Annotated in this window: 22 protein-coding genes and 1 riboswitch; of the genes, 15 read left to right on the forward strand and 7 right to left on the reverse strand. The window is 38.8% G+C overall.

Features of this window, described 5'->3' with window-relative positions:
- Positions 1–421: 421 nt before the first annotated feature.
- The 3 genes from P4V41_RS16990 (at position 422) to P4V41_RS17000 (ending at position 6,680) form a co-directional block, all read left to right on the forward strand.
- Positions 422–4,771: a S8 family serine peptidase gene (locus P4V41_RS16990; RefSeq protein ID WP_328086347.1), complete on the forward strand. Its 4,350-nt coding sequence runs from the start codon at positions 422–424 to the stop codon at positions 4,769–4,771.
- A 169-nt stretch (positions 4,772–4,940) separates the two neighbouring features.
- Positions 4,941–5,963: a fatty acid desaturase gene (locus P4V41_RS16995; RefSeq protein WP_328086349.1), complete on the forward strand. Its 1,023-nt coding sequence runs from the start codon at positions 4,941–4,943 to the stop codon at positions 5,961–5,963.
- Between the two features lie 240 nt (positions 5,964–6,203).
- Positions 6,204–6,680, forward strand: a complete 477-nt coding sequence (locus P4V41_RS17000; protein ID WP_328086350.1) for a hypothetical protein — start codon at positions 6,204–6,206, stop codon at positions 6,678–6,680.
- A 42-nt stretch (positions 6,681–6,722) separates the two neighbouring features.
- Here P4V41_RS17000 and P4V41_RS17005 read toward each other — a convergent pair whose 3' ends face one another.
- Positions 6,723–6,956: an XRE family transcriptional regulator gene (locus P4V41_RS17005; RefSeq protein ID WP_328086352.1), complete on the reverse strand. Its 234-nt coding sequence runs from the start codon at positions 6,954–6,956 to the stop codon at positions 6,723–6,725.
- Positions 6,957–7,222: 266 nt separating this feature from the next.
- Here P4V41_RS17005 and P4V41_RS17010 point away from each other — a divergent pair, with 266 nt between their 5' ends.
- A complete protein-coding gene (locus tag P4V41_RS17010; protein WP_328086353.1) occupies positions 7,223–7,648 on the forward strand; it encodes a MarR family winged helix-turn-helix transcriptional regulator in 426 nt (141 codons plus the stop codon).
- 73 nt (positions 7,649–7,721) lie between these two features.
- On the opposite strand, the gene P4V41_RS17015 is transcribed toward P4V41_RS17010, so the two are convergent.
- From P4V41_RS17015 to P4V41_RS17025, 3 genes are all read right to left on the reverse strand, one after another.
- A complete protein-coding gene (locus P4V41_RS17015) occupies positions 7,722–7,844 on the reverse strand; it encodes a hypothetical protein (protein WP_255520062.1) in 123 nt (40 codons plus the stop codon).
- Between the two features lie 153 nt (positions 7,845–7,997).
- Entirely contained in the window at positions 7,998–8,786 is a 789-nt protein-coding gene (locus P4V41_RS17020; protein ID WP_328086354.1) for a class I SAM-dependent methyltransferase, read from the reverse strand.
- Positions 8,787–8,895: 109 nt separating this feature from the next.
- The gene (locus P4V41_RS17025; RefSeq protein WP_328086356.1) at positions 8,896–9,690 is read right to left on the reverse strand and encodes an FkbM family methyltransferase; all 795 of its coding nucleotides are present in this window, start codon (positions 9,688–9,690) and stop codon (positions 8,896–8,898) included.
- 223 nt (positions 9,691–9,913) lie between these two features.
- On the opposite strand from P4V41_RS17025, the gene P4V41_RS17030 reads away from it, so the two are divergent.
- Positions 9,914–10,615, forward strand: a complete 702-nt coding sequence (locus P4V41_RS17030) for a vanadium-dependent haloperoxidase (protein WP_328086358.1) — start codon at positions 9,914–9,916, stop codon at positions 10,613–10,615.
- A gap of 42 nt (positions 10,616–10,657) precedes the next feature.
- Here P4V41_RS17030 and P4V41_RS17035 read toward each other — a convergent pair whose 3' ends face one another.
- Both P4V41_RS17035 and P4V41_RS17040 read right to left on the reverse strand, forming a co-directional pair.
- Positions 10,658–11,512 (reverse strand): TIGR03943 family putative permease subunit, encoded by an 855-nt coding sequence (locus P4V41_RS17035; RefSeq protein ID WP_328086359.1) that lies wholly within the window; start codon positions 11,510–11,512, stop codon positions 10,658–10,660.
- Between the two features lie 15 nt (positions 11,513–11,527).
- Complete coding sequence (locus P4V41_RS17040) at positions 11,528–12,439, reverse strand: permease (RefSeq protein WP_328086361.1); 912 nt, start codon at positions 12,437–12,439, stop codon at positions 11,528–11,530.
- A gap of 192 nt (positions 12,440–12,631) precedes the next feature.
- Between P4V41_RS17040 and P4V41_RS17045 the strand changes: the two genes are divergently transcribed.
- Positions 12,632–13,459, forward strand: a complete 828-nt coding sequence (locus P4V41_RS17045) for a VanW family protein (protein WP_328086362.1) — start codon at positions 12,632–12,634, stop codon at positions 13,457–13,459.
- Positions 13,460–13,562: 103 nt separating this feature from the next.
- On the opposite strand, the gene P4V41_RS17050 is transcribed toward P4V41_RS17045, so the two are convergent.
- The gene (locus P4V41_RS17050) at positions 13,563–13,955 is read right to left on the reverse strand and encodes a hypothetical protein (RefSeq protein WP_328086364.1); all 393 of its coding nucleotides are present in this window, start codon (positions 13,953–13,955) and stop codon (positions 13,563–13,565) included.
- A 195-nt stretch (positions 13,956–14,150) separates the two neighbouring features.
- On the opposite strand from P4V41_RS17050, the gene corA reads away from it, so the two are divergent.
- The 9 genes from corA (at position 14,151) to P4V41_RS17095 (ending at position 22,868) form a co-directional block, all read left to right on the forward strand.
- Positions 14,151–15,122 carry a magnesium/cobalt transporter CorA gene (gene corA, locus P4V41_RS17055; RefSeq protein ID WP_328086365.1) on the forward strand — a complete coding sequence of 324 codons (972 nt, stop codon included), beginning with the start codon at positions 14,151–14,153 and terminating at the stop codon, positions 15,120–15,122.
- Between the two features lie 64 nt (positions 15,123–15,186).
- The gene (locus P4V41_RS17060; protein WP_328086366.1) at positions 15,187–15,618 is read left to right on the forward strand and encodes a general stress protein; all 432 of its coding nucleotides are present in this window, start codon (positions 15,187–15,189) and stop codon (positions 15,616–15,618) included.
- Between the two features lie 105 nt (positions 15,619–15,723).
- On the forward strand, positions 15,724–16,245 hold the full coding sequence (locus P4V41_RS17065) for a hypothetical protein (protein WP_328086367.1): 522 nt from the start codon (positions 15,724–15,726) through the stop codon (positions 16,243–16,245).
- Between the two features lie 86 nt (positions 16,246–16,331).
- The gene (locus tag P4V41_RS17070; protein ID WP_328086368.1) at positions 16,332–16,553 is read left to right on the forward strand and encodes a hypothetical protein; all 222 of its coding nucleotides are present in this window, start codon (positions 16,332–16,334) and stop codon (positions 16,551–16,553) included.
- Positions 16,554–16,642: 89 nt separating this feature from the next.
- On the forward strand, positions 16,643–17,290 hold the full coding sequence (locus P4V41_RS17075) for a nitroreductase family protein (protein WP_328086369.1): 648 nt from the start codon (positions 16,643–16,645) through the stop codon (positions 17,288–17,290).
- A 239-nt stretch (positions 17,291–17,529) separates the two neighbouring features.
- Positions 17,530–18,639 (forward strand): hypothetical protein, encoded by a 1,110-nt coding sequence (locus tag P4V41_RS17080; protein WP_328086370.1) that lies wholly within the window; start codon positions 17,530–17,532, stop codon positions 18,637–18,639.
- Positions 18,640–18,815: 176 nt separating this feature from the next.
- Positions 18,816–18,931, forward strand: a riboswitch (SAM riboswitch).
- Between the two features lie 189 nt (positions 18,932–19,120).
- Positions 19,121–20,911 (forward strand): PLP-dependent aspartate aminotransferase family protein, encoded by a 1,791-nt coding sequence (locus tag P4V41_RS17085; protein WP_328086371.1) that lies wholly within the window; start codon positions 19,121–19,123, stop codon positions 20,909–20,911.
- A 99-nt stretch (positions 20,912–21,010) separates the two neighbouring features.
- Complete coding sequence (locus P4V41_RS17090; protein ID WP_328086372.1) at positions 21,011–22,000, forward strand: aliphatic sulfonate ABC transporter substrate-binding protein; 990 nt, start codon at positions 21,011–21,013, stop codon at positions 21,998–22,000.
- Positions 22,001–22,022: 22 nt separating this feature from the next.
- Positions 22,023–22,868 (forward strand): ABC transporter permease, encoded by an 846-nt coding sequence (locus P4V41_RS17095; protein ID WP_328086373.1) that lies wholly within the window; start codon positions 22,023–22,025, stop codon positions 22,866–22,868.
- Position 22,869: the final 1 nt, after the last annotated feature.

The raw sequence follows: 22,869 nt of genomic DNA on the forward strand, positions 1-22,869 counted from the left end.
GAATCTTCTTATGTCACTGTCATTGAAAAAAACAAAGAAAAAATTGGAATTAATATAGTTTCTTTTTAACATAGATAAAGGGACTGAGTCCTCATTTTTCACTTACTTTATTTTATATTACAAAAATAAGTAGATATGTACCGTGCCATAAGTTTTGTAATCTATGAAAAATAATCGAAACGAAAAAAATGACTAAACAAAAGTCACGAGTTAGGAAAATAACAGTCATACAAAGGATTTATTTTCCAATTAGTAGTACTTTCTGCGACAGAATATTACATAATCTTACAGAACCCTTCCGTTAACCTTTATATAACAACAAAGAATTACTATATTTTCATAAAAAGATACAGGAGGTGTGACAGAAATCTTGCTAGGTTAGATCAACCAAAAACAAATAGATCAGGGAGGGAAAAGTTACATGAGTAAAAAACGAAGAAAAGTACGTTGGCTTTCCGTATTTTTAGCTTTTTTAATGATTGTTCCAATGATGTTCCCATCTCAAGCGAATGCTGCTACTACAAAGGGTAAGGCTTCTACTTCAGCGAAAGAGGCAGCGTTAGAAGGCAAGACTAGTAAGGTAGCAAAGAAACTAAACGAGCAATTCAGCAAGAAGGATAAAGTTACATTCCTCATTAAGTTTAAAGAACAAGTAGATACAGCTGCAGTAGCGAAAAAAGCTGCTAAAGAAGCTAAATCTCAAAAACTTTCTTCTAATCAAACAAAATTAATGAAACGTTCTACGATCGTTTCCACACTTCGCGCAAATGCGCTAGAAACTCAACAGCACACAAAAAAATACTTAGAAAAACAAGAAAAAGCAGGTAAAGCTGAAAAAATCCAATCTTTTTATGTTGTTAACGGTATGGCCGTAACGGCGACAAAAGAAGTAATGGAAGAGATCGCAGCTTTCCCAGAAGTTGAAAAAGTACTTCCGAACGAAACAAGACAGCTTATTCAACCCGTAAGTTCTGTAAAACTTCCAGAAAAACAACTTCCAAATTCATCACTACAAGTTCAACCGAAAAATGATACCTCTTCTATTGAATGGAACATCGAGCGCGTAGGTGCTCCTGAAGTTTGGGGAATGGGTATTGATGGCGCTGGAACAGTTGTTGCCAATATTGACACAGGTGTTCAATGGAATCACCCAGCATTAAAAGAAAAGTATCGTGGGTTTGATCCTCAGAATCCAGATGCAGCAGATCATCAATTTAGCTGGTTCGACCCTGTTGGTGGACAAGCTGCTCCATATGATGATGATGGACACGGTACGCATACGATGGGAACTATGGTAGGTGCTGAACCAAACGGAGGCAATCAGATCGGTGTTGCACCAGGAGCAAAATGGATCGCAGTAAAAGCGTTTTCTGCTTCAGGTGGAACGGATGTTGATCTTCTTGAAGCCGGTGAGTGGATTTTAGCACCAAAAGATGCAGAAGGTAATCCGCATCCTGAAAAAGCGCCTGATGTTGTAAACAATTCATGGGGTGGCGGAGCAGGACTTGATGAATGGTACAGAGAGATGGTACAAGCTTGGCGTTCAGCTGAGATTTTTCCAGAATTCTCTGCTGGTAACACGACGATTTTTAACCCAGGTGGCCCGGGATCAGTTGCAACTCCTGCAAACTATCCAGAATCCTTTGCAACAGGTGCAACGGATATCAATAACACTTTAGCAAGCTTCTCGCTGCAAGGACCTTCTCCATATGACGAAACAAAGCCTGAAATCTCAGCGCCAGGAGTAAACATCCGTTCATCGGTTCCTGGAAGTGCGTATGAAGGTGGTTGGAATGGTACGTCAATGGCCGGACCCCACGTTTCAGCAGTAGTTGCTTTATTGAAGCAAGCTGATTCGAGTCTGACTGTTGAAGAACTTGAAGAGATTTTATTGAATTCAGCAACTCCTCTAACAGATGCTACTTTCCCTGAATCTCCGAACAATGGATATGGACATGGACTTGTGAATGCATTTACAGCCGTATCCTCAGTAGTCACTGGATTAGGCAGAATTGAGGGAACTGTAACGAAAGAAGGAGAGGACAGTGAAGCTCCTTCCATCACACACGAAGGACCAACAGAATCTTACAAAGAGATGCCATTAAATCTTGATGCTGAAGTGTCAGATAACATTAGTGTTACTTCAGTTACACTAAGCTATCAAAACGAAGACGGAACCTGGTCAGATGTGACAGCTGAACGTACAAGTGGAGATTATCAATCCGGTACGTACAGCGCTTCTATTCCGGGATCAGCATTAATGGGTGATTCCATTGTCTACAAATGGACAGCCATTGATTTTGGAGGCAGTTCCGTTTCAACTGATAACTATACAATAGCACTGCTACCTGGAATCTCTTCAGGTTACAGTGAGGATTTTGAAGGAAACCCTACAGGCTGGACATCTTTCGGAGCAAATAACAGTTGGGAGCATGGTGTACCAACAAGCGGGCCGGGTGCAGCATTCTCTGGTGAAAAGGTATATGCTTCAAGTCTAGCTGGAAACTATGCGAACAGTGCAAACATGACACTTGTTATGCCTCCTGTTGATCTTCCTGAAGGTAACACTTATCTTCAGTTCAAACAGTGGCACGATCTAGAACGTAACTATGATTATGGACACGTATTCGTTTCAACAGATATGGAAAACTGGACACAAAAGCTTCGTGTAAACTCTACTTCTGGTGGTTGGATTGACGGAGAAGTAGACTTAAGTGAATATGCAGGACAACGCATTTACGTGGCATTCAATGTAACTTCTGACGGTTCAGTAGTTAAAGCAGGCTGGTACCTAGATGATGTGAAGTTGCATGACCAACCAATCACACCAACGAAAAAAGCAAAACTTGGCGGATCACCAGCGGTTGAAAAAGCACCTATGTCACAAGCAAAACCAAAAGTAGATCCTTCAAAAATCAAGCCGATGAAACCTTCATCTGAAAAAGAACCTTCAAAAGATGGTAATGGTGCTCCACTAGCTCTTCCTATGCGTGCAGAAGTGAGTGTTCTTGAAACAGGACGTTCTGTTTATACGAATCCTCAAGATGGTTCTTATAGCTTAACGCATGCGGCAGGAACTTACACTGTACAAGCAGAGGCGTATGGCTTCCGTTCGCAAACACAATCAGTCACTCTTGAAGCAGACGGAACGGCACGTGCAAACTTTACACTAGAAGAAATTCCAAGAGGAACTGTCTCTGGTACGGTTACGAATGAAGTGACAGGAGAACCAATCTCAGGAGCTACCGTGATGCTCATGGAAGATGCGGCAATTTCACCTGTTCAAACGAATGAAGATGGTACGTATGAGATTTCTGCATATGAAGGCGAATACACGCTTAAAGTACTTGCACCTTCTTATTATGGAGAAGAAGTTTCTGTTACCGTTTCTGGTGGAGAAACAACAGATCAAGATATCGCGTTGAAACCTTTCATCGGTTACCCAGGTGAGATTGGGTATGACGACGGTACAGCTGAAAATGCTCGTGCATGGAACGCAGCAGGAAATGCTTGGGCAGTTAAAATGTCTTTAACAGATGGTAATGAAAAAGCAGCAGTAACTGGTGGACTATTCCGATTCTGGGATACTGAATGGCCAGTGCCAGGTGGAACAGCATTCCAAGTAGCTGTATACGATGCAAGTGGACCAGATGGGACACCAGGTAAAAAGCTCGCTGGACCTTTTGATGCTACAGCATTACGTAACGGAGAATGGACACATGTTGACTTAAGTCAGCACGGCATCATGGTAGAAGGAGACTTCTATATGGTGTACATCCAAAACTTTGCGAACCCTAACACACCAGGTCTTGCAACGGATGAAGATGGAGAATGGTCAGGACGAAGCTTCCAGAGTTTGAGTGGGGCGTGGTCTCAATCTCCAGAAGAAGAAGGTAATTATATGATCAGAGCGACTGTAAACTATGAAGTAACTGCACCATCTATTACTTCTCCAGTCGATGGATCTTTTACAAATGAAGAAAAAGTAACAGTTACAGGTAATGCTGCTCCAACCACAACGGTTGAAATCTATAGAGATGGTGAAGAAGTAGCTACTGCTGAAACGACAGACGAAGGTACGTTCTCTGCTGAAGTTACGCTAGAAGAGGGCGCTAACACCTTAACGGCCAAAGCCTTTACTGAGAGCGGTTCAACAGATGAATCGGCTCCGGTAACTGTGACGCTCGATCAAACAAAGCCAAAAGTGAGTATCACATCACCGGCAGATGGTATGAAGACAAACCGTGAATCTGTAACGGTAAAAGGTACAGTTGATGAAACCAACCTTGACTGGGTAAAGGTTAACGGACAAAAAGCGCAAGTTGACGAAGATGGCAACTACAGTCACCGCATGCTTCTAAATGAAGGAGAAAATGTAATCAAAGTGGTTGCACTTGATAAAGCAGGAAATCGTCACTCGAAGACTGTAACGGTTTATGCGAAGTTCGAAGCTCCAGTGGTTGAGAACTTAAAACCAGACACAGACAAAGAGCTGAAGAGCGGGGAGTCTGTGAAGATCGAATTTGATAGTGCTCCAGGATTGGATGCTGTATTCGTAATCCATATGCCTTTGACAAATGCTGGTGGGGTGGCGAACGCAACTGAACTTCCAATGCGTGAAACGTCTGAAGGCCATTACGAAGGTTACTACACAGCAACTACTAATGTAAAAGCACCTGGTGCTGTAGTTGAAGTGATTGCTTCAGATGATTACGGGAACAAAACAAGTGAACGAGCATCAGGCAAGCTTTACATCAACGCAAAAAAATAAAAAAATTTAACTTTATTTTACCGGCCTCCTCTCTTGTGAGGGGCCGGTTTTTATGTATTTTTAGTACCAAGTCATATAATAAGTTCACAATTCGACAAATATAGGTGGATGCTAAATGTAAAATGTGTGATAAGATAGGGAAGATGTGAAGTTAAAGGAGACTGATTTAATGAGCGAACATTCGAAGTACGACATTCGTGAATGGAAGAAAAAATTAGCACCATTTGAGCGCCCGCGTGTATCTGCAAGTGTATGGCAGTTAGTTAATTCAGTAGGACCATTCTTGATTTTATGGGTATTGGCTTATTTGAGTTTAAATATATCATTTTGGTTGACATTGCTCTGTGCAGTGCCGGCAGCTGGCTTTTTAGTTCGAACATTCATCATTTTTCATGATTGCACACACTATTCTTTTTTCAAAAGCAGAAAAGCCAATCAGATCGTTGGAATTTTTACAGGTCTGTTTACGTTCTGTTCGTATGAACAATGGAAGAATAGCCATGCAACTCACCACGCGACAAACGGAAACCTTGAAAAGCGTGGGGTTGGTGATGTATGGACGATGACGCTTCAAGAGTATGCAGAAGCATCTTGGTTTAAACGTTTACAATACAGAACATACCGAAATCCGATCGTACTCTTCTTGATTGGACCATTATATATTTTCTTGATTGATTATCGATTTAACGCGAAGAACGCTTCTAAGAAGGAAAAAGTGCATGTTTGGCTAACGAATATTGCTCTAGTAACAATCGTATTAGCAGTTGGTTTTACGATTGGTTGGAAAGCTTTCTTATTGGTTGAACTCCCAATCTTCTACATTGCGACTTTCTCTGGAGTTTGGTTGTTTTATGTTCAGCATCAGTTTGAAGATGGTTATTTTGAAAATAACGAAAAATGGAACTATGTGGAAGCTGCTCTTAAAGGAAGTTCGTTCTATAAACTGCCAAAAGTATTACAGTGGTTTACAGGGAACATCGGTTTTCACCATGTACACCACTTGAACTCGCGTGTGCCGAACTATCACTTGGAAAAAGCTCATAAAAGTGATCCAAGACTTCAAGATGTACCAACACTTACTCTGCTTACTAGCTTAAAATCATTAACCTTTAAGCTTTGGTGTGAGCAGTCTAAAAAGTTTATCGGAAATCGCGATATTCGTAATTTTATAAGAAAAAATAGAGCAGCATAAAAACACTAAAATAGCCACTCCTCGTTACGTTAATTAAAACGTGCGAGGAGTGGCTTTTTACATACTGCAAATTTGATTTTTGCGGTTTCATCTTAATTAAATTACTTCATTAATGGTTGATTGGAGCGGAAATCAAATACTTTCAATAGCAACCTACAGAAGAATTTATAGGCACATTACGTACACTTACTTTCATAGTATACATACATGATAACTCCACAGGAAAGAAGGAGATCTGAGATGAAGTTGAATGTTCAATATATACATCTAACTAAAATAAAGCCAGATTACACGATTAGATTAACGGATCATGTGAAGATGCTTAAAAATAGGATGTGGGATTCTATGCACATGCTTGTAGTTAAGCAAGATAAGAAAAATGGATTCAAAATTATTTGTGGAAATGACCGTTATGAATATTTAACAAAACACACAAAAAATAAATACGCGCTATGTTTGATTGATGAACAACCTAGGAAAAAAGAGACAAAAAATTGGCTGCAGAGCTTAAGTAAAGAGAGGGAAGAACAAGATAAGAAATTGTTCAAAAAGGTGAGTCCAGCTGCGCTTTCAATCATTAAGTGCTTTCTTAAAGAGAATCCGCGTTTTCATGAACTGTCTCTTAGTAAACGATTAAAAGTCCTATTGCTGGCTGTTCGTTACAAAAAAACGGTAATAGGATCTATGAAAACAAAAGTAGATAACTTGATGGAGTAACATAAAAAAACAAGCACCTCATTTTAGTCTGAGGTGCTTGAATTAGTTCATTTCCCATAAATCACTAAGTTTAGTAGTAGGATCAACCTTTTTTACCGCATATAAAATCTTTCGTATACATATCATTCTTGGATTTTTATTTGGATTATAGGCGAGCTCTTCTATCGTTTGTCTTTCGATACCAGACGTTCGAGTCAGCCATTCAGTATCTTTATTATGCTGTTCGAGCCACATACCTAATTTACTGCGTTTATGCTCCACTCTGTACATATTCAATGATACCCCCAAACAAATTATTTCCACATTTTATCTCTATATTTAAGGGGTACCCGGATATAATGGCAGTTAAACCTAAATACTTGCAAGTAGATGAGTCTTTTTTACTAAAAAGATGCTTTTATCTACATAATTTGCCAAAAACAACACGAATTATAGTAGATAATTAGGTGGAAATACTCATTAAAGGTTATTGCGTTATTTCTATAACATTATTTTAATTTTCAGAAGAATGTCTTATAGTGAAAACAAGGTGGTGTTTATTTATGGAGGATGTCAGAGATCTGTTGCAGAATTTGAGTAGAAAATATGAAACGTTGCAAAAGAACAGCTGTCGCTTGGTAGAAGAAAATCTAACATTAACACATAGTCATATCCTTTATGAAATCAGCAAACACTCACAGCCTTCCATGCAACAAATCGCTTATAACGTCGGTGTAGATATTACGACATTCAGCAGGCAAGTGCAGTCCTTAATAAAAATAGGTCTTGTTGAAAAAAGAGTGAATCCAAATGACAAAAGAATTTCTTTCCTTCTATTAACAGAAAAAGGTGTCCGTACATTATCTCACTTGAATAGTATTTTAAGTACACGTCTAAATCAAAATATCGAAGGACTCTCTGAATTTGAAAGAAACACGATCATGCAAGCTCTGAAAATATTAACGAACGCACTAAACAGCCAAAAATAAGAAAGAGTATCTGCTGAAAATCAGATACTCTTGTTTAATGAAGGATTATATGATGGCGATATCTTTATCTATTTTAATGTTTGTCTTTCCTTGCTGAAAGAAGAAAATGGACAAGCAGCTGTTGAAGATGCTGATCTTGTATGTTTTTCTTTGTGAAATGACGTTTCACAAGATGACGGATGATCACTTCACTCATTTTCTTTTCCTCCCTTCTAGGTTTTCTCCATAATTCTCTCTCAATCGATAAATATCCTCTTTATTGTCGAAACAATAGTACAGCTTTCCTAGGAATAAATAGGACAAAGAGAAAACAGGACATTTGAAGGGGGAAGAATATTTCTTTTAATAGTTACTCGTATTTCTTTTTTGCTAGAAACAATGCCACAGCATGTTTTTTGGAGATTACACCCGAATCTTGCTCCAAAATTGCTTTTGAAATTTCTTGGTAGAGCGGTTCTTTTTGTTCAGGAGGCAATAGTTGATGACCAGAATGTGTATCTAATAGCCCTATATATTCTTTGGCTGTATAGGTTTGGTTCCATGTATAAGTATGTGTGCACAATTCTTGAAAAGCTCCTGACTGCAGTGTCAGTTTATTCCGCTCTTCAATAAATTCAGCTAGTGTAGGCGCACTGCTGTCTTCCAAGTGGGGAGCAAAGAATTCATACGCATCTCGAATGGACTGGTATACGGGTTCATAAGAAGGAATGTGAACAAACCAAAAGAGTGCAAGAACTCCATTGTTTTTTAAAAGAGAAGCAGCTTTTTGATACCCTGCCTCATGAGGGATAAAGTGAAAAGCTGTTCCAGAATATACAAGGTCAAACTGAGCCTTTTCTGGATGATTCCAGTTTTCAAAACTAGAGTGGATCACTTGAAGAGTTGGATACGATGAAAACTTTTTTCTAGTCAGCTCAGCTAAGTTTTGTCCATATTCAACACATGTGACATTTGAGATGCCTTGTTTTACAAACCCCTCTGTAGCTTTACCTGTTCCACTTCCTACCTCCAAGAGATTTTGTTTTGCGTCCAGGTTTGCATATCGAATAATATCTGAAAAAAGCTTTGTTGGATAAGTCGGTCTGTATTTTTCATATGAATCGGCAACAAAGTTAAACGATTGTTTAAGCGAAGTCATCAAATCAGCTCCCAATATTTTAAGGAAAATCATAACAAAATAAAAACTGTTTGAATAGAGGAGAAGAATAAAAGGGGAAGAGGTGCACCTTCGGAAACACCTCATCGTTTTACATTTTAAAGGCAGTAGTAGTAAAAAGTAGTTCTATTGGCTCGTCACTTTTTAAGAGGGTTTGAACTAAATCTGATTTTTTATTTCTCTCTGAAGATGATGTGTAAATATAATCATACATACCTAAGCTTTGTATAAGCTTTTTTACCTTTTTGAAATAGGCTTTTTGTAGTTTCTTTTCTGAAGAATCAGGAAAGTTTTTTTTCATCGAGCTTTTTAAGAATTCAGGATGAAGAGATAGATAAAGAGGTGGCTTGTACCGTTTTAAATATTTTCGCATAGAGGGTATGAGTAGATATTCTCCGCCTTCAATATCCATTTTGATGAGTGACACATCGGTAATCTTATAATCAGTGAGCAAGTCTTTAAGATTGATCACTGAAACGGATTGAAAATCATCTGACAATGATCGAACTAGACTTGAACTAGAATCACCAAACCGTGTTCTTTTATATAAGTTCATCGTTCCTGTCTTATAGGATAAGGCTTTGTTGATAGGTGTAATTTTTTCATTGAGCTCTGGATTTAACTTAATATTTGTTTTTAATGTTTCATAAGCTACCGAATCTGGTTCAATGCCAAACGAATGTTTCGCTTGACTTGCTGCATATAGTATAGTTGGTCCGATCCAAGAGCCGATATCTAAATAATTTTGATCAGGATGTAAGAAATGATCTAAGACTTCAAATGTAAAGTCCTCCCAATGATTGGGAAACACAGTATCCCAAAAGGATGCAAACTGTTTATCTTCAGACACATTAAAGGATACATTATTTTTTGTAACGTTCTTCAAATCATCCACCAACTTCCATATGAAAAAGCTGTCACAAGCTGTTTAGAGCTTGGCCAACTATATACCATTATATGTATATACAGTGCGTAAGGAACTTGATTTACTCATAATCTATTAAAATACTAAAAAATGTTTGTTTAACCACTGTGAATTCAATTAACATGTTCTAAAAATCTTGTCCATTCACATAACATGATGTAATACATGAAACAGGGGGGATGAAATGAGAAGTTATTTGAGGTGGTCTAAAATACCTTATCCGGGTGAGAGCAATCCCCCGACTCCCGTAACTCCTGAAGCAGGTAATTGGCCGATGTTTTTCATAGCTCGAGATGGTAACACGTTTTTAGACCCTTTTCGAAATCAAATAACATGGAGGATCAAGGATCCAAATTCAATTAATTGGGCAAATGAACTCCTAATTGTGCAACAGGTGATGCAGCAGATAACGCCTGAACAGATACGCATTGCACAAATGTGGGCTGCAGGAGAAGTGAATAAACAGATTATTCCAATCGTATTTCAAATGATGGAAACATATGGACTGGCTTCAACAAAAGCTGCCAGGTTTTTGGCGTTCTATCAAGCTGCTATCAATGATGCTTTCGTAATAACGTGGCATTTTAAATATTTATGGGATGTAGCACGCCCGTGTCAATATGACCCAAACTTAAGGACGGTATTAATGACACCGAGGTTTCCAGGATATCCTTCCGCACATGCCGTAATGGCAGGGGTTTCCGAACCAATTCTGAGCTATTATTTTCCTCAAGAAAGAAATCGCATCCACATGCTCATGGAAGAGTGTGCGATGTCAAGATTATATGCAGGTGTTCATTTTAAAGTAGATAATGATGAAGGATTGTCACTTGGAAGGCAGCTCGGTGATATTGTCGTGAATTTGATACGTTCACAAAATGCATAATGATAGAAGAAAAACCGGACGTATTTGATGTCCGGTTTTTTCTCAATATCCTCGATATACATATTCTTCTTTTGGTTTTTCGATTTCTTTCCAATCCTTCACTTTTACATATGGAATGTCGGCTTTAAAAGGTTGATAATATTGGGTTTCTATACTGCCTTCAATCTCAATCCATTTGTCATTAGGAAATTTTGTACCTTTAGGAAATTCCACCATCATGCCAAAGACGCCAGAATCGGCGATACAGTGGATGATTCCAAAGCGTAGAAGGAAAAGTTCGTTTGATTTAGCAGCTTTATCTTCTGCATTGTAAGTAAACCCTTTGAACTGAACATCTTTACCGAGAAAAATACCAGGTTTATAATAGATACTCTCCATGCCTTTGAGATAGTTCTTATCGTTCAGCACAACCTGATTTCCTTTAGTAAAGGGCTTCAGTTCTTTATCCATGATTGAATTATAGCTTTCTTTTCCGTAATAAACACTCGTATCAGGCTTTAGAAACTGATGCTCACCGAAATCTCCTTCGTTCTCAAGACCTTTAAAGTGGAACCCTTTCGTTTTCACTGTTTCAGAATCAAGTGAAGCGATAGGAAAGAATAACCCGGAAATGATCGGGAATATGAGTATGCTGTTTACAGTCACATTCTTTAATCGTGAAGGTTTCTTATGATGATCATGACCACAATCAGGGGTGCATGAATCATCGTGTGCATGTTCACCATCTTCACTCTTTCCGTATATATAGAACTGGACGAGCGTAAGAAAGCCAAGAATGAATATGGCAGAGAACGAGATATACGAATACTTCATGTTAATGTATTTGCTAATATCACCTGTAGCATGCAGATGCATGAACAAAAAGGTAAATCCGATTAAAATCAGGATTCGAATCATAGATGTGCACCGCCTTTAAAGAAATAGAGATCCGAGTAGAACAAGGATCGTAATATATACAACAAGACTAACCACGAGTTTTTTCTTAAATGCAGCTAGCATCATTAGGACGTTCTTCACATCAAGCATCGGACCATAGACAAGGAACGCAACGATTGAACCGATTGTAAATGTACTTTGAAACGAAGACGCGATAAAAGCATCAGCTTCAGAACAAAGAGAGAGTATAAAGGCTAAACCCATCATTACAAGTGACGAGGATACTTCACCTTGACCAATATCAAGAAGCGTTGATGTTTTTACGTATGTTTGCATACTCGCAGCAATCAAAGCACCAATCACTAAGTATTTTCCGACAGAGAAGAATTCTTCTACTGCATGCACAAACGTACCTTTCAGTTTGTTATAAAAAGAAATCTTTGGTATTGAAACGGTTGCTGCCGTTTCGTTGTTAAACGGTGAGCGGGAAACAGCACCTATTTCATTCTTAAGCACTTTTACATTTTTAAATTGAACGGCAAGAATGAACCCTAATAAGACGGCAACGATCATAGCAAGTCCGCCTCTGTAAATCATGACTTCCCATCTGTTTCCAAACGCAACATACGTCGAGAATAATACGACTGGGTTAATGATTGGACCTGTAAGCATAAAAGGTATGGCCGCAAAAACAGGAACACCTTTTTCAATCAGCTTTCTTGTAATCGGCACGATTCCACACTCGCACGCCGGAAAGATTGCACCTAAAACTGCTCCAAACAAAACAGCACCTATCTTATTCTTTGGCATGATGCGTGCCACCATCTCCTCGGTGACAAACATCTGTATGACACCAGCAATGAGCACACCGATCAGAACGAACGGAAGTGCTTCAATGAGGATGCTTATAAATACGGTATTCATCTGCAAAAATGATTTGTCGAGCATCCAATAATTCCTCCAAATCTATAAACTACCTACAATAATAAAATATAAACTTTATGAAGTAAATTTTTATTAGGCAATACACACACTATAACGCAAGATCCACAGGAAAATAAATGGCAAATGAAGAATTAGAAGATAATGGGAAATGGGGTCTGACCCCAAACAATTTATTTCCCAAAAAGGAGTAAGGAAATGAATCATTTTGACCTGCGTCCCAAGCGTCGTTCTAATTTTCGAATCTCGTTAGGAAAAAAGTATTATATGTTTAGAAGATATATAGAATGGTTAACCGATGAAAAAACTTATGCCAAAACAAGGGATAGCGATCAACTTCCTTTTGTTCATTTTTCGCACCAGACGATTCTTCTTCGGAAATTAAAAGATGTAGACATGTGGTATCAGCATAACAAAGTTAAAAATCTCCGGATTGCAATCAAAGAATTAAATGGAATGGTAATTCAGCCAGGCGAAACTTTCTCGTATTGGAAAAGCATTGGGACGACAACGCGCTCGAAAGGGTACGTCGATGGTATGGTTTTGTTTTACGGAAAATTCAAGAAGGGAACAGGTGGTGGGCTTTGTCAGCTGTCAAACTTAATCTATTGGATGACGTTGCATACTCCGCTTTCTGTAACAGAGCGACATCGTCACAGCTATGATGTGTTTCCCGATTCAAAGCGCACCCAGCCGTTTGGAAGCGGAGCTACTTGTGCTTATAACTATCTAGACCTTCAGATAAAAAACACGACTGATCAGCCTTATCAGCTTCACCTATACGTAACCGAAACTCATCTCGTAGGGGAATGGCGAACAAATCAGGAACCATTGCAATCGTATCAAGTGTATGAAAAAGAACATTGGATCACTCCAGCTTACTGGGGTGGATATTTAAGGCATAACTTGATTCATCGAAAGGTATTTAACCGGCAAAGAAAACAGATCGATGATGAATATGTAACCGAGAATCATGCCATTATGATGTACGAGCCATTACTAGAAGCTAGTCAAAAGAACGCATAAAGTAACCCTTGGCCGTTTTCATATGGCTAAGGGTTTATTTGAGCATTGAGATATTTAAGATTTCATCCTCATTGCTAATAAGACTAGGACCAATCCATTTATTCTAATGTTGGACAGGGTTAAGGTCAAAATTAGTTTCTGTATCGTTTGTATAAGGGTTCCAGCCACCATCAATATGTAGTTCATTATTATTTTTTTGAAACCTCAACATAAACCCTCCCCAATTTTCTATCGCAGCTTGTTTAAAAATGAGCTTCCAGCCATGATTCGGTAATTCGTCTCTATAATATTTATATATGTCATACCAATGGTTGCCCTTCATCGAGTATTGATGTTCTTGAAATTCTAATCCCTCGTAAAGAGGAGGGTCTTTTCGATTCTCAGGAACTATAGAAACAGATGAGTAACGATTCTTTTGTAGTACGTACTTATAAATTGCGACACTTGAAATTATTAATATAATTAAAGCAAAAGAAATTACAATTCTTTTTTTCAATACTACATACCACCCTTCATAACTACATTTCATTTTAACAGATTAAGGAAATATTGATTTGGTTTATCTATCACCAATAACCTTTTTATTATTGTCAAATTAAAAAGCATAGCTTATTGTAGATAAATGCTGTATTCCTATAAAAATGTTTCAAACTTTTGAAAAAAGTTAATGAAAATAGGGAAAAGATAATGAATGAAAGAAGGTGTAATCATGGTCCGAACAATCGCTATCATCGATCAGAAAATAATCATTAATCCACCTTTTAGACAGATCAATGAAATGAAGCCTGATTGGTTCTGGGTGGATTTTGACAGTCCGACAACAGGTGAAACCAATTTATTGCGCACTTTTTTTGACTTCCATCCTCTTGCTGTTGAGGACTGTGTGAATGCCTTGCAACGACCAAAGGTTGAATTTTATGAAGATCATCTGTTTTATGTCGTACACGCTCTAGACAATAAGACACTCGAAGCAACTGAGGTTGATATTTTCACAACGAAAAACTGTGTTGTCACTTTTCATAAAACAAACGTACCAGAGATTGATTTTGTGTGGAATTATTTAAGTAGACTTGAGACTGTTCCGCCTGAACTAGGCAAAAATGAGCTTCTTCACAAGCTGATGGATAAACTGGTAGATATGTATTTTCCAATCATGCATGAATTAGAAGAACGAGTAATTTCTATTGAAAGCAATGAAGATGACGAAGCGCCTAAAATAATTAACCAGATCTTTGATATAAGAGGAGATCTCTTAACATTACGAAAAACAGTTGTACCTATGCGTGAGCTGTTGTATCGAATGCTCGAGTCAAAACGTGTAGGCTTAGATGCCGAAGAAAGATCGTATTTTCATGATATATACGATCATCTACTGAGGTTGACTGATATGATGACATCAGCTAGAGAGATGACATCGGACATACGTGATAATTACATCTCTCTTAACTCTTACCGTATGAATAACATTATGAAAACATTAACCGTAATCACAACTATTTTCATGCCTTTAACTTTCATTGCAGGTCTGTATGGGATGAACTTTGTTAACATGCCAGAGCTTCAGACGAAGAATGGTTACTTCTATGTATTAGGATTCATGGTCGTTTTGGGTGCGATTATGTCCATTTGGTTCAAGAAAAAGGGTTGGTTCGAGCAGGATTAAGTACCGTTTAAAAAATGCTTAACAGGGGAACCTACTTGTAAAGAACCGTTTGGAGGGAAACCAAATGAAAAAAGATATTATTGGTACATACACAAAAGAAGAAGAAGCGGTTGGCGCAATCAAAGCATTGGTCGAAAAAGGATATCATCCATCTGATATTTCAATCGTTGCAAAAGATGACGAGATGGTTGATCATGTTGCAGACGAAACACATGTAAACGAAAGAAAAATTACAGAAGATGATGCAGATAGTGCAACATACGGTACGATTGCTGGCTTTTTAACAGGAATCGGAGGAGGGATTGCTGTCCCTGGCCTTGGCGTACCAGGTATTGGACCACTTCTTGCTGCTGGACCTTTTGCTTCCATGTTTGATGATGATGAAGCAGATATGAAAGAAATTCTTCAAAACATGGACGTTGCTGAAAGTGATGCAGAGAGTTATATGCAGGATTTACAAGATGGCAAGATTTTAGTTATGGTTGAACGAAAATAACAATGATTGATAGGGCACCTTTATTAGGTGTCTTTTTTTATTTTTTTGAAACTTTTTCCAGCTTTTAATCGTAGTATTTATATAAGATATGTGGGGTGTTAAAACATGGAGCTCTTCTTAAATTTGTTTTTTGGATCTTTAATCGTAATAGGAATCATTGCCGCCGTTTATTACCTTTTGAAAAATGTGAAAGACAAAAAAAGAGCTGTTCCTGTCTATGGACTTTCTTATAGTGGAGAGTATACACAGAAAAATTTTTGGACACATGAAATTATGATTGTGGTCATTATCACACAAGGATTTGGTCTGTTGAAACTTTCAATGCCTGTTAATGTATTAATGATATGTCTGCTTGTGTTCCTAACACTACTTTATTTTACTCAAATATGGCGAGGTGCGATCGGCAAGAAAGGCGTTGTATCGGCAACTAAATTTTATGATTGGAATCAGATTGATTCAGTGGATTGGATCACTGGAATTCAGGCAGAAAATCCAGGATATCCGAGCTGGGGATTAGTTCGCTTTCATACGGGAGAAAGGTATGTAGAATTTGTAATCAAGAAAAAAGCTGAGGATGAAGTGCGTTCGTTTGTTGAAGAACGGATGAATCTTGCAAAAGCTAATTAGTTATCTAAATTTGTTTATAAAGAATAAAGGTATTCTATCTTTTCCTAAGAATAAGTTAAATGTAAAAGGGAAAAGGTGGTTTTACCATGAAACCATATGTGAAAGCAGGGTTGATTACCGCTGGACTAATCGTTCTGATCAGTACCTATCTGCTCGGAGTGTATGTAGAAAAGTTAAATGTGCAAAGAGAGTCACTTAATATGGATCCTATCTATATCATTAGCGTACTGTTAGGAGCTTCACTCATCTTGATCGGGTTAAGAATTAAAACTAAAAAAGAAATAAAAACAGAGAACAGTGCAAAATAAGCACTGTTCTTTTACGTATTTTGTAGAGAGTTCCAATCTTTTGTATAATACAGATAGAATATCCAATACATGTGCTAGAGGAGACAAACATGAAATACGAAGATTTTAAAGAAATCGTGCACGGCAGAAGAAGTGTCCGAAAGTTTACGGATGAAGCAGTTGCTGGAGAAGACATTCATGAAATCATGGATTGCGCCCGTTATGCTCCGAGCGATACGAACTCTCAAACATGGGAATTTATCGTGATTCGAAACAAAGATAAAGTGAAGAAAATAGAAGAGATGACGTGGGATGCTATTCATACATTGGCTGCAAGAGCTGAAGAGAACGGCAAAACGAAAGAAGCAAAATTGCTGACGCGCTCTTTTGGTCCATATGCAACAGCGTTCTCGGGAGCACCTGTGTTGATCATCTGTTTAGCTACTCCTTACGAGTCTAAGTTTCGCGAAAAAATCTTTGATCCGATCGAACTTGCCGAAGAATCAGTCTGGGAAGAGGAAGGAATCAAGAGCAGCTGCTTAGCGATTCAAAACTTGATGCTCGCAGCCCATGCGCGCGGACTAGGTACTTGTCCGATGACTGGCCCAGTATTGCTGGCGCAAGATGCAATTCGTGACTTTTTAGATATTCCATCTAAGAAACAGATCAACATGGTTATTTCACTTGGACATCCACAAGATCAACCGAAAAAACTTGCACGAAAAGCAGTAGAAGAGATCGTCACATATGTAGATTGACGCCGAGAGGACTTTGTAGGTTCTTAAAAAGCTCGTCCAGCAGCTGACAAGCTTGCTGGACGAGCGCTATATGAAAAATACGAGCGCCACCGAATTTAAATTCCCTCTTGAAACCTCTTTATTATCCCTACATAATAATTCAGTCCTACAAGGAAATCTAAGAAAAAAGGATTTTTTTCGACATTTACCGAATATATGTTTCATGTAACGTATTTTCAATTTAGAAAGAGGAACTTTATATGAAAGAGACATTTGACTTGATTGATTATGCACTGCAAAAAAGTGGGTTAGAAGAACTTAAAGATCCGACGCAGGTTCAATATTTAGGTGAAGGAGCTTGGCATCTTGCTTATCTTGTTCAGCTGCGTACTGGAGATGCTGTGGTCATACGTTTTCCGAAGACAGAGGCATACGGGAGAAACGTTGAGTTTAATGAAGCAGAAATTCATGCAGAATATGCAGGAACAAAAGCATACTATGAGTTAGCTAACCAAGTTAAACCAGGAATTTGCCCTGAATTCTTCTACTACCATTTAGAAAAAGACAGAACGTTTACCGTTGAATCTTATGCGGGAAAAGCAATCAAGTTAGATCAATTAACGGTGGTAGAAGCGTTTCATATTGGAGGGGAGCTTGGTGAGTTCTTTCGCAAGATGAATGCTGGACTTCATGGCTTAAAAGGGTTTGGGTATCTCTCATGGAACGGTAAACATATTGAAGGCAAATTTCAGTCAGATGTTTCAGAATCTATGAAAGAAGAAAACAATGATTACATAAATGATTTTAAGAAATTTATAGATACGTATGATGGTTCCATATCACCATCAGCCTTGATTGACCTTCAAGCCTGCATGGAGAATAGAGAGATTAAGAATCATACAGTTGTATTTACAAACCAAGATACATCGCCGGAGAATATATTACTTCATTCAGATGGTACCGTGTGTTTGATCGATCCTGTACCCATCTTATATAGCGGCGATTCGCTTGCTGGTAATTTCCTTAATAATTACCGCACCTTGTTTCCAACTTTTTTTAATGCACCGCGTTATGCGCGACATGAATTTGATCGGTTTGAAGATCGATTGAAAAGAATAGCTGACGGATTTTTAGAGGGTTATTCTAACGGAGATCTAGCTGTGAAGCGTCGAGTGAAACAAGAGGAGTATATTCAACTTGCGGATTTAGCTGTAACTCATTGGCAACTACTTCGGACAGATGAATTAACGTCTGAACAGAAAATTCGGTACGGAGAAAGAGATGCAATTGGCAATCGTTTAACGGTACTTGTAAAGAAAATTGAAGAGTATCAATGGATTGATGAAAAAAGTGGAACAAAGTTAGCATAACTGGCATAGCATGGGCATAATCTTAATTGGAAGCTGACAGTTGAACACTCATTCTTTTGTATTACTTTTATGATTTTTCAAAAAACGGTTGACTTTCTAAAACATCTTACTCTATAATCCTATTCAAGAACAAACCAAACATCAGCACGTTAATGTGCTAAACATAATTTGAATATCTCTTATCCAGAGAGGCGGAGGGACTAGGCCCGATGAAGCCCGGCAACCAACAAACCACATTTGGTTTGGAAAGGTGCCAATTCCTACAGATCTTTTTTGATCTGAAAGATAAGAGGAGGACCAAAACCCTCTTCTTAGGAAGGGGGTTTTTCTTTTTCCCCTTATCATACTTCACACACAAACATCACTTAGTCACTCATTTCATCTTGAAAAATTGAATAGAGCAAAAGGGAAAAGCATTAATCTTTATCCCTAGTTTTCCTATAGGTTTTATATTGATATTTAAATAGAAGGAGCGGTTATAATGACAAAATCTTTTGATGGATATGATATTGAAACATTGCTATTACATGGGGGCCAAGCGCCTGACCCAACGACAGGATCACGAGCAGTGCCTGTCTATCAAACTACTTCCTATGTTTTTTCAGATACAGAACATGCGCAAAGCCTATTTTCACTCGATGAGCCAGGGAATATCTACAGCCGAATTGGAAATCCAACAGTTGACGTTTTTGAAAAAAGAGTTGCACTTCTAGAAGATGGTGTTGCAGCAGTTGCAACGTCTTCTGGTATGTCAGCGATCGCGTTAGCTATCTTAAACATCGCACACGCAGGAGATGAAATTATTGCAGCTACGAATCTATACGGAGGAACGTACAACTTATTTTCTACTACTCTTCCTAAATACGGAATCAACGTAAAATTTGTTGATGCAGAGGACCCTGAGAACTTCAGAAAAGCGATTACTCCAAACACAAAAGGATTTTTTGCTGAAACGATCGGCAACCCAAGTCTTAACGTTTTAGATATTGAGGCAGTTGCAGATATTGCGCATGAGAACGGAGTACCTTTAATTATTGATAATACGTTCGCAACGCCATATGTAACAAAACCATTAAGCTTTGGAGCTGACATCGTCATTCACTCCGCAACAAAGTGGATCGGTGGACATGGTACTGCCATCGGCGGTGTTGTAGTAGACGGAGGACGCTTTAATTGGAATTCAGAGAAATATCCAGGATTTACAGAGCCAGATAAAAGCTATAACGGTCTAAGATACGCAAATGATTTTGGAACATTAGCATTCGCAACTAAATTACGCGTACAGCTGTTACGAGATTTCGGAGCATGCTTAAGTCCACACAATGCATTTCTCCTTTTACAAGGTTTAGAAACACTACATTTACGAGTGGAAAAACATGCAAAGAACGCACAAGAAGTGGCGGAATATCTGGAAAAACATCCAGCGGTAGATTGGGTTTCATATCCTGGTCTTTCTTCTCACCGAAGTCATGAGCTGGCGAAAAAATATTTAAGTAATGGTTTTGGTTCGATCGTAAACTTTGGAATTAAAGGCGGGCGTGATGCAGGACGTAAGGTCATCAACAACATCTCATTATGGTCACATGTTGCAAATGTTGGTGATGCGAAATCATTAATTATCCACCCTGCTTCTACCACTCATCAACAGCTGAGCGGAGACGAATTAGTAGCAACAGGTGTAACAGAAGAACTTATTCGGTTATCGATCGGACTTGAATCGGTAAAAGATCTTACGAATGATCTTGATCGTGCGATACAAACGGCTACAGGAATCGGAGCGGATAAAACAGAGATCACAATTAATGACGAAGGTGTAATCCGTTGGGCATTGCAATCATCACTTTATAGAACAGTAGAGAACGGTCAGGAAATTCAACGGCCTAAGACGCTAGCGATCGTCGGACTCAGTTCCAACCCTGCAAGACCTAGCCATAGATTAGCCAGAAAAATGCAGCGTCTAGGCTATAAAATTGTTCCTGTTAATCCAAGAGAAACGGAAGTGCTTGATGAAAAAGCATATCCTGATTTAAAATCCATCCCATTTCCCATTGATGTTGTTCAAGTGTTTAGAAGTCCAGAAGCAGCGATCGAACTCGCAAAAGAAGCAGCGATCACACAGCCTAAAGTGTTCTGGCTGCAAGAAGGTGTCATCTCACCAGAGGCGGCAAGGATCGCCAAAGAAGCAGGAATTGATGTGGTGCATAACAGATGTACGTACAAAGAAGCACAGCGTCTAAGAGGTACCATTTCAACGTATGCGTGTGAATTATAAAAAGAGAAATTGGAAAGCGAGCATACTCAAGCAGAAGTCAACGACTTTCAAGAGTAACTCACAAAAATAACAAAAAGAGAGAAACGTGGAGGGAAATTCATGATGAAGATTTGGCAGAGAGCAGCACTGGCTTTAAGCATAGGTGGCGCTTTAGTGTTAGCGGGCTGTTCCAGCAGTGCGAACGAGGGAGAGAAACTAGAGAAGATTAGACTAGATTATGCCTTTTACTCTCCAACAAGTCTAGCTCTCAAAAAGTTTGGCTGGGCAGAAGAGACGTTCAAAAAAGAAGGCATTAAAGTGGAATGGGTTCAAAGTCAGGGAAGTAACAAAGCGCTTGAGTTTCTAAATTCAGATAGCGTTGATTTTGGATCGACAGCTGGTGCGGCAGCTTTAATCGCAAAAGATAAAGGCGCTCCGATCGAGTCAGTCTATGTCTATTCTCAGCCAGAATGGACAGCACTTGTCGCGGCAGATGGATCAACAATTAAAGATGTAAAGGATTTGAAAGGGAAAAAAGTAGCCGCAACGTTTGGTACGGACCCACACATCTTTCTCCTCCGAGCACTTGCAGATGCTGGCCTTTCTGCAAAAGATGTACAAATTGTAAATTTACAACATGCAGATGGAGCTAACGCTCTATTGAGAGGGCAAGTAGATGCTTGGGCAGGATTAGATCCACATATGGCAAGAACAGAAGTTGAATCCGGTGCTCAGTATATATACCGCAATCCAGATTTTAATACGTATGGCACATTGAACGTACGCTCTGAATTTGCAAAGAACCATCCGAAGCAAGTAGAACAAGTGATCGAACTTTACGAAAAAGCAAGGAAATGGACGATTGAACATCCTGAAGAAGCTGCAAAACTTTTATCAGAAGAAGCGGGGATTAAAGAAGATGTCGCAAAAAAACAACTGCAACGAAACAACTTCGAGGAACCTGTTCCAGGATCACAGCATGAAAAAGCTATATCGGCTGCAGGCCAAGTTCTCCAAAAAGAAGAGATTGTCAAAAAAGATACTAACATCGAAGATCTTGTAAAGAAATTGATCAATCCGAAGTTTGCCGAAAAAGTGATCAACAAATAACGAGAGAAAGGAGGAAGTGTCGATGATTTCTGAAACACATAAATGGAAAGTAGCACAGAGAGCTTCCCCTCAAAAGCTCTCATCATCTAAAGGTATATTTCAATTAGGAAGAGGAATTCTTATAGGTACGATCCTACCTATCATTCTATTAATAGCATGGGAAATCGCCGCTAGGACGGGACTTCTAGCTGCACACCTGTTGCCTGCACCAACCATAATTCTAGAAAAAATTATTAGCATGTATCAAGATGGATCACTATTCGGTCATATCTCGATTACACTGACCAGGGTATTTTTCGGATTTGCAATCGGAACGGGAGCGGCGGTGGTAATTGGCGCAATCGTTGGTTATTCAAAAACAGCAGAACGTCTTTTAGATCCGTTGTTTCAAGCAATTCGATCTATCCCTTCTCTGGCGTGGGTACCGCTTTTTATTCTTTGGATGGGGATTGGCGAACACTCCAAGATTTCGTTAATTGCAGTAGGAGTATTCTTTCCAGTCTATTTAAATATTGTCGCAGGAATCCAAGGGGTGGACCGTAAACTCATCGAGGTCGGGAGAATTTATCAGTTAACACCTTATCAACTAACGAAGCGTATTATTTTGCCTGCCGCATTACCATCGTTTATTACAGGTATGCGCAGCGGATTAGGTTTAGGGTGGATGTTTGTAGTAGCCGCAGAACTTATGGGAGCAAGTGAAGGACTAGGCTATCTGCTCGTGGTAGGTCAGAACACATACTCTCCTGATACTGTTATTGCGAGCATCTTGCTGTTTGCAGTCTTAGGAAAATTAACGGATGCCTTACTGAAATGGATCGAACACCGTTCACTACAGTGGCAAGATAGTATAACCAATCAAGGTTAGA

Source organism: Fictibacillus nanhaiensis (assembly GCF_036213205.1).
Lineage (GTDB): Bacteria > Bacillota > Bacilli > Bacillales > Fictibacillaceae > Fictibacillus > Fictibacillus nanhaiensis_E.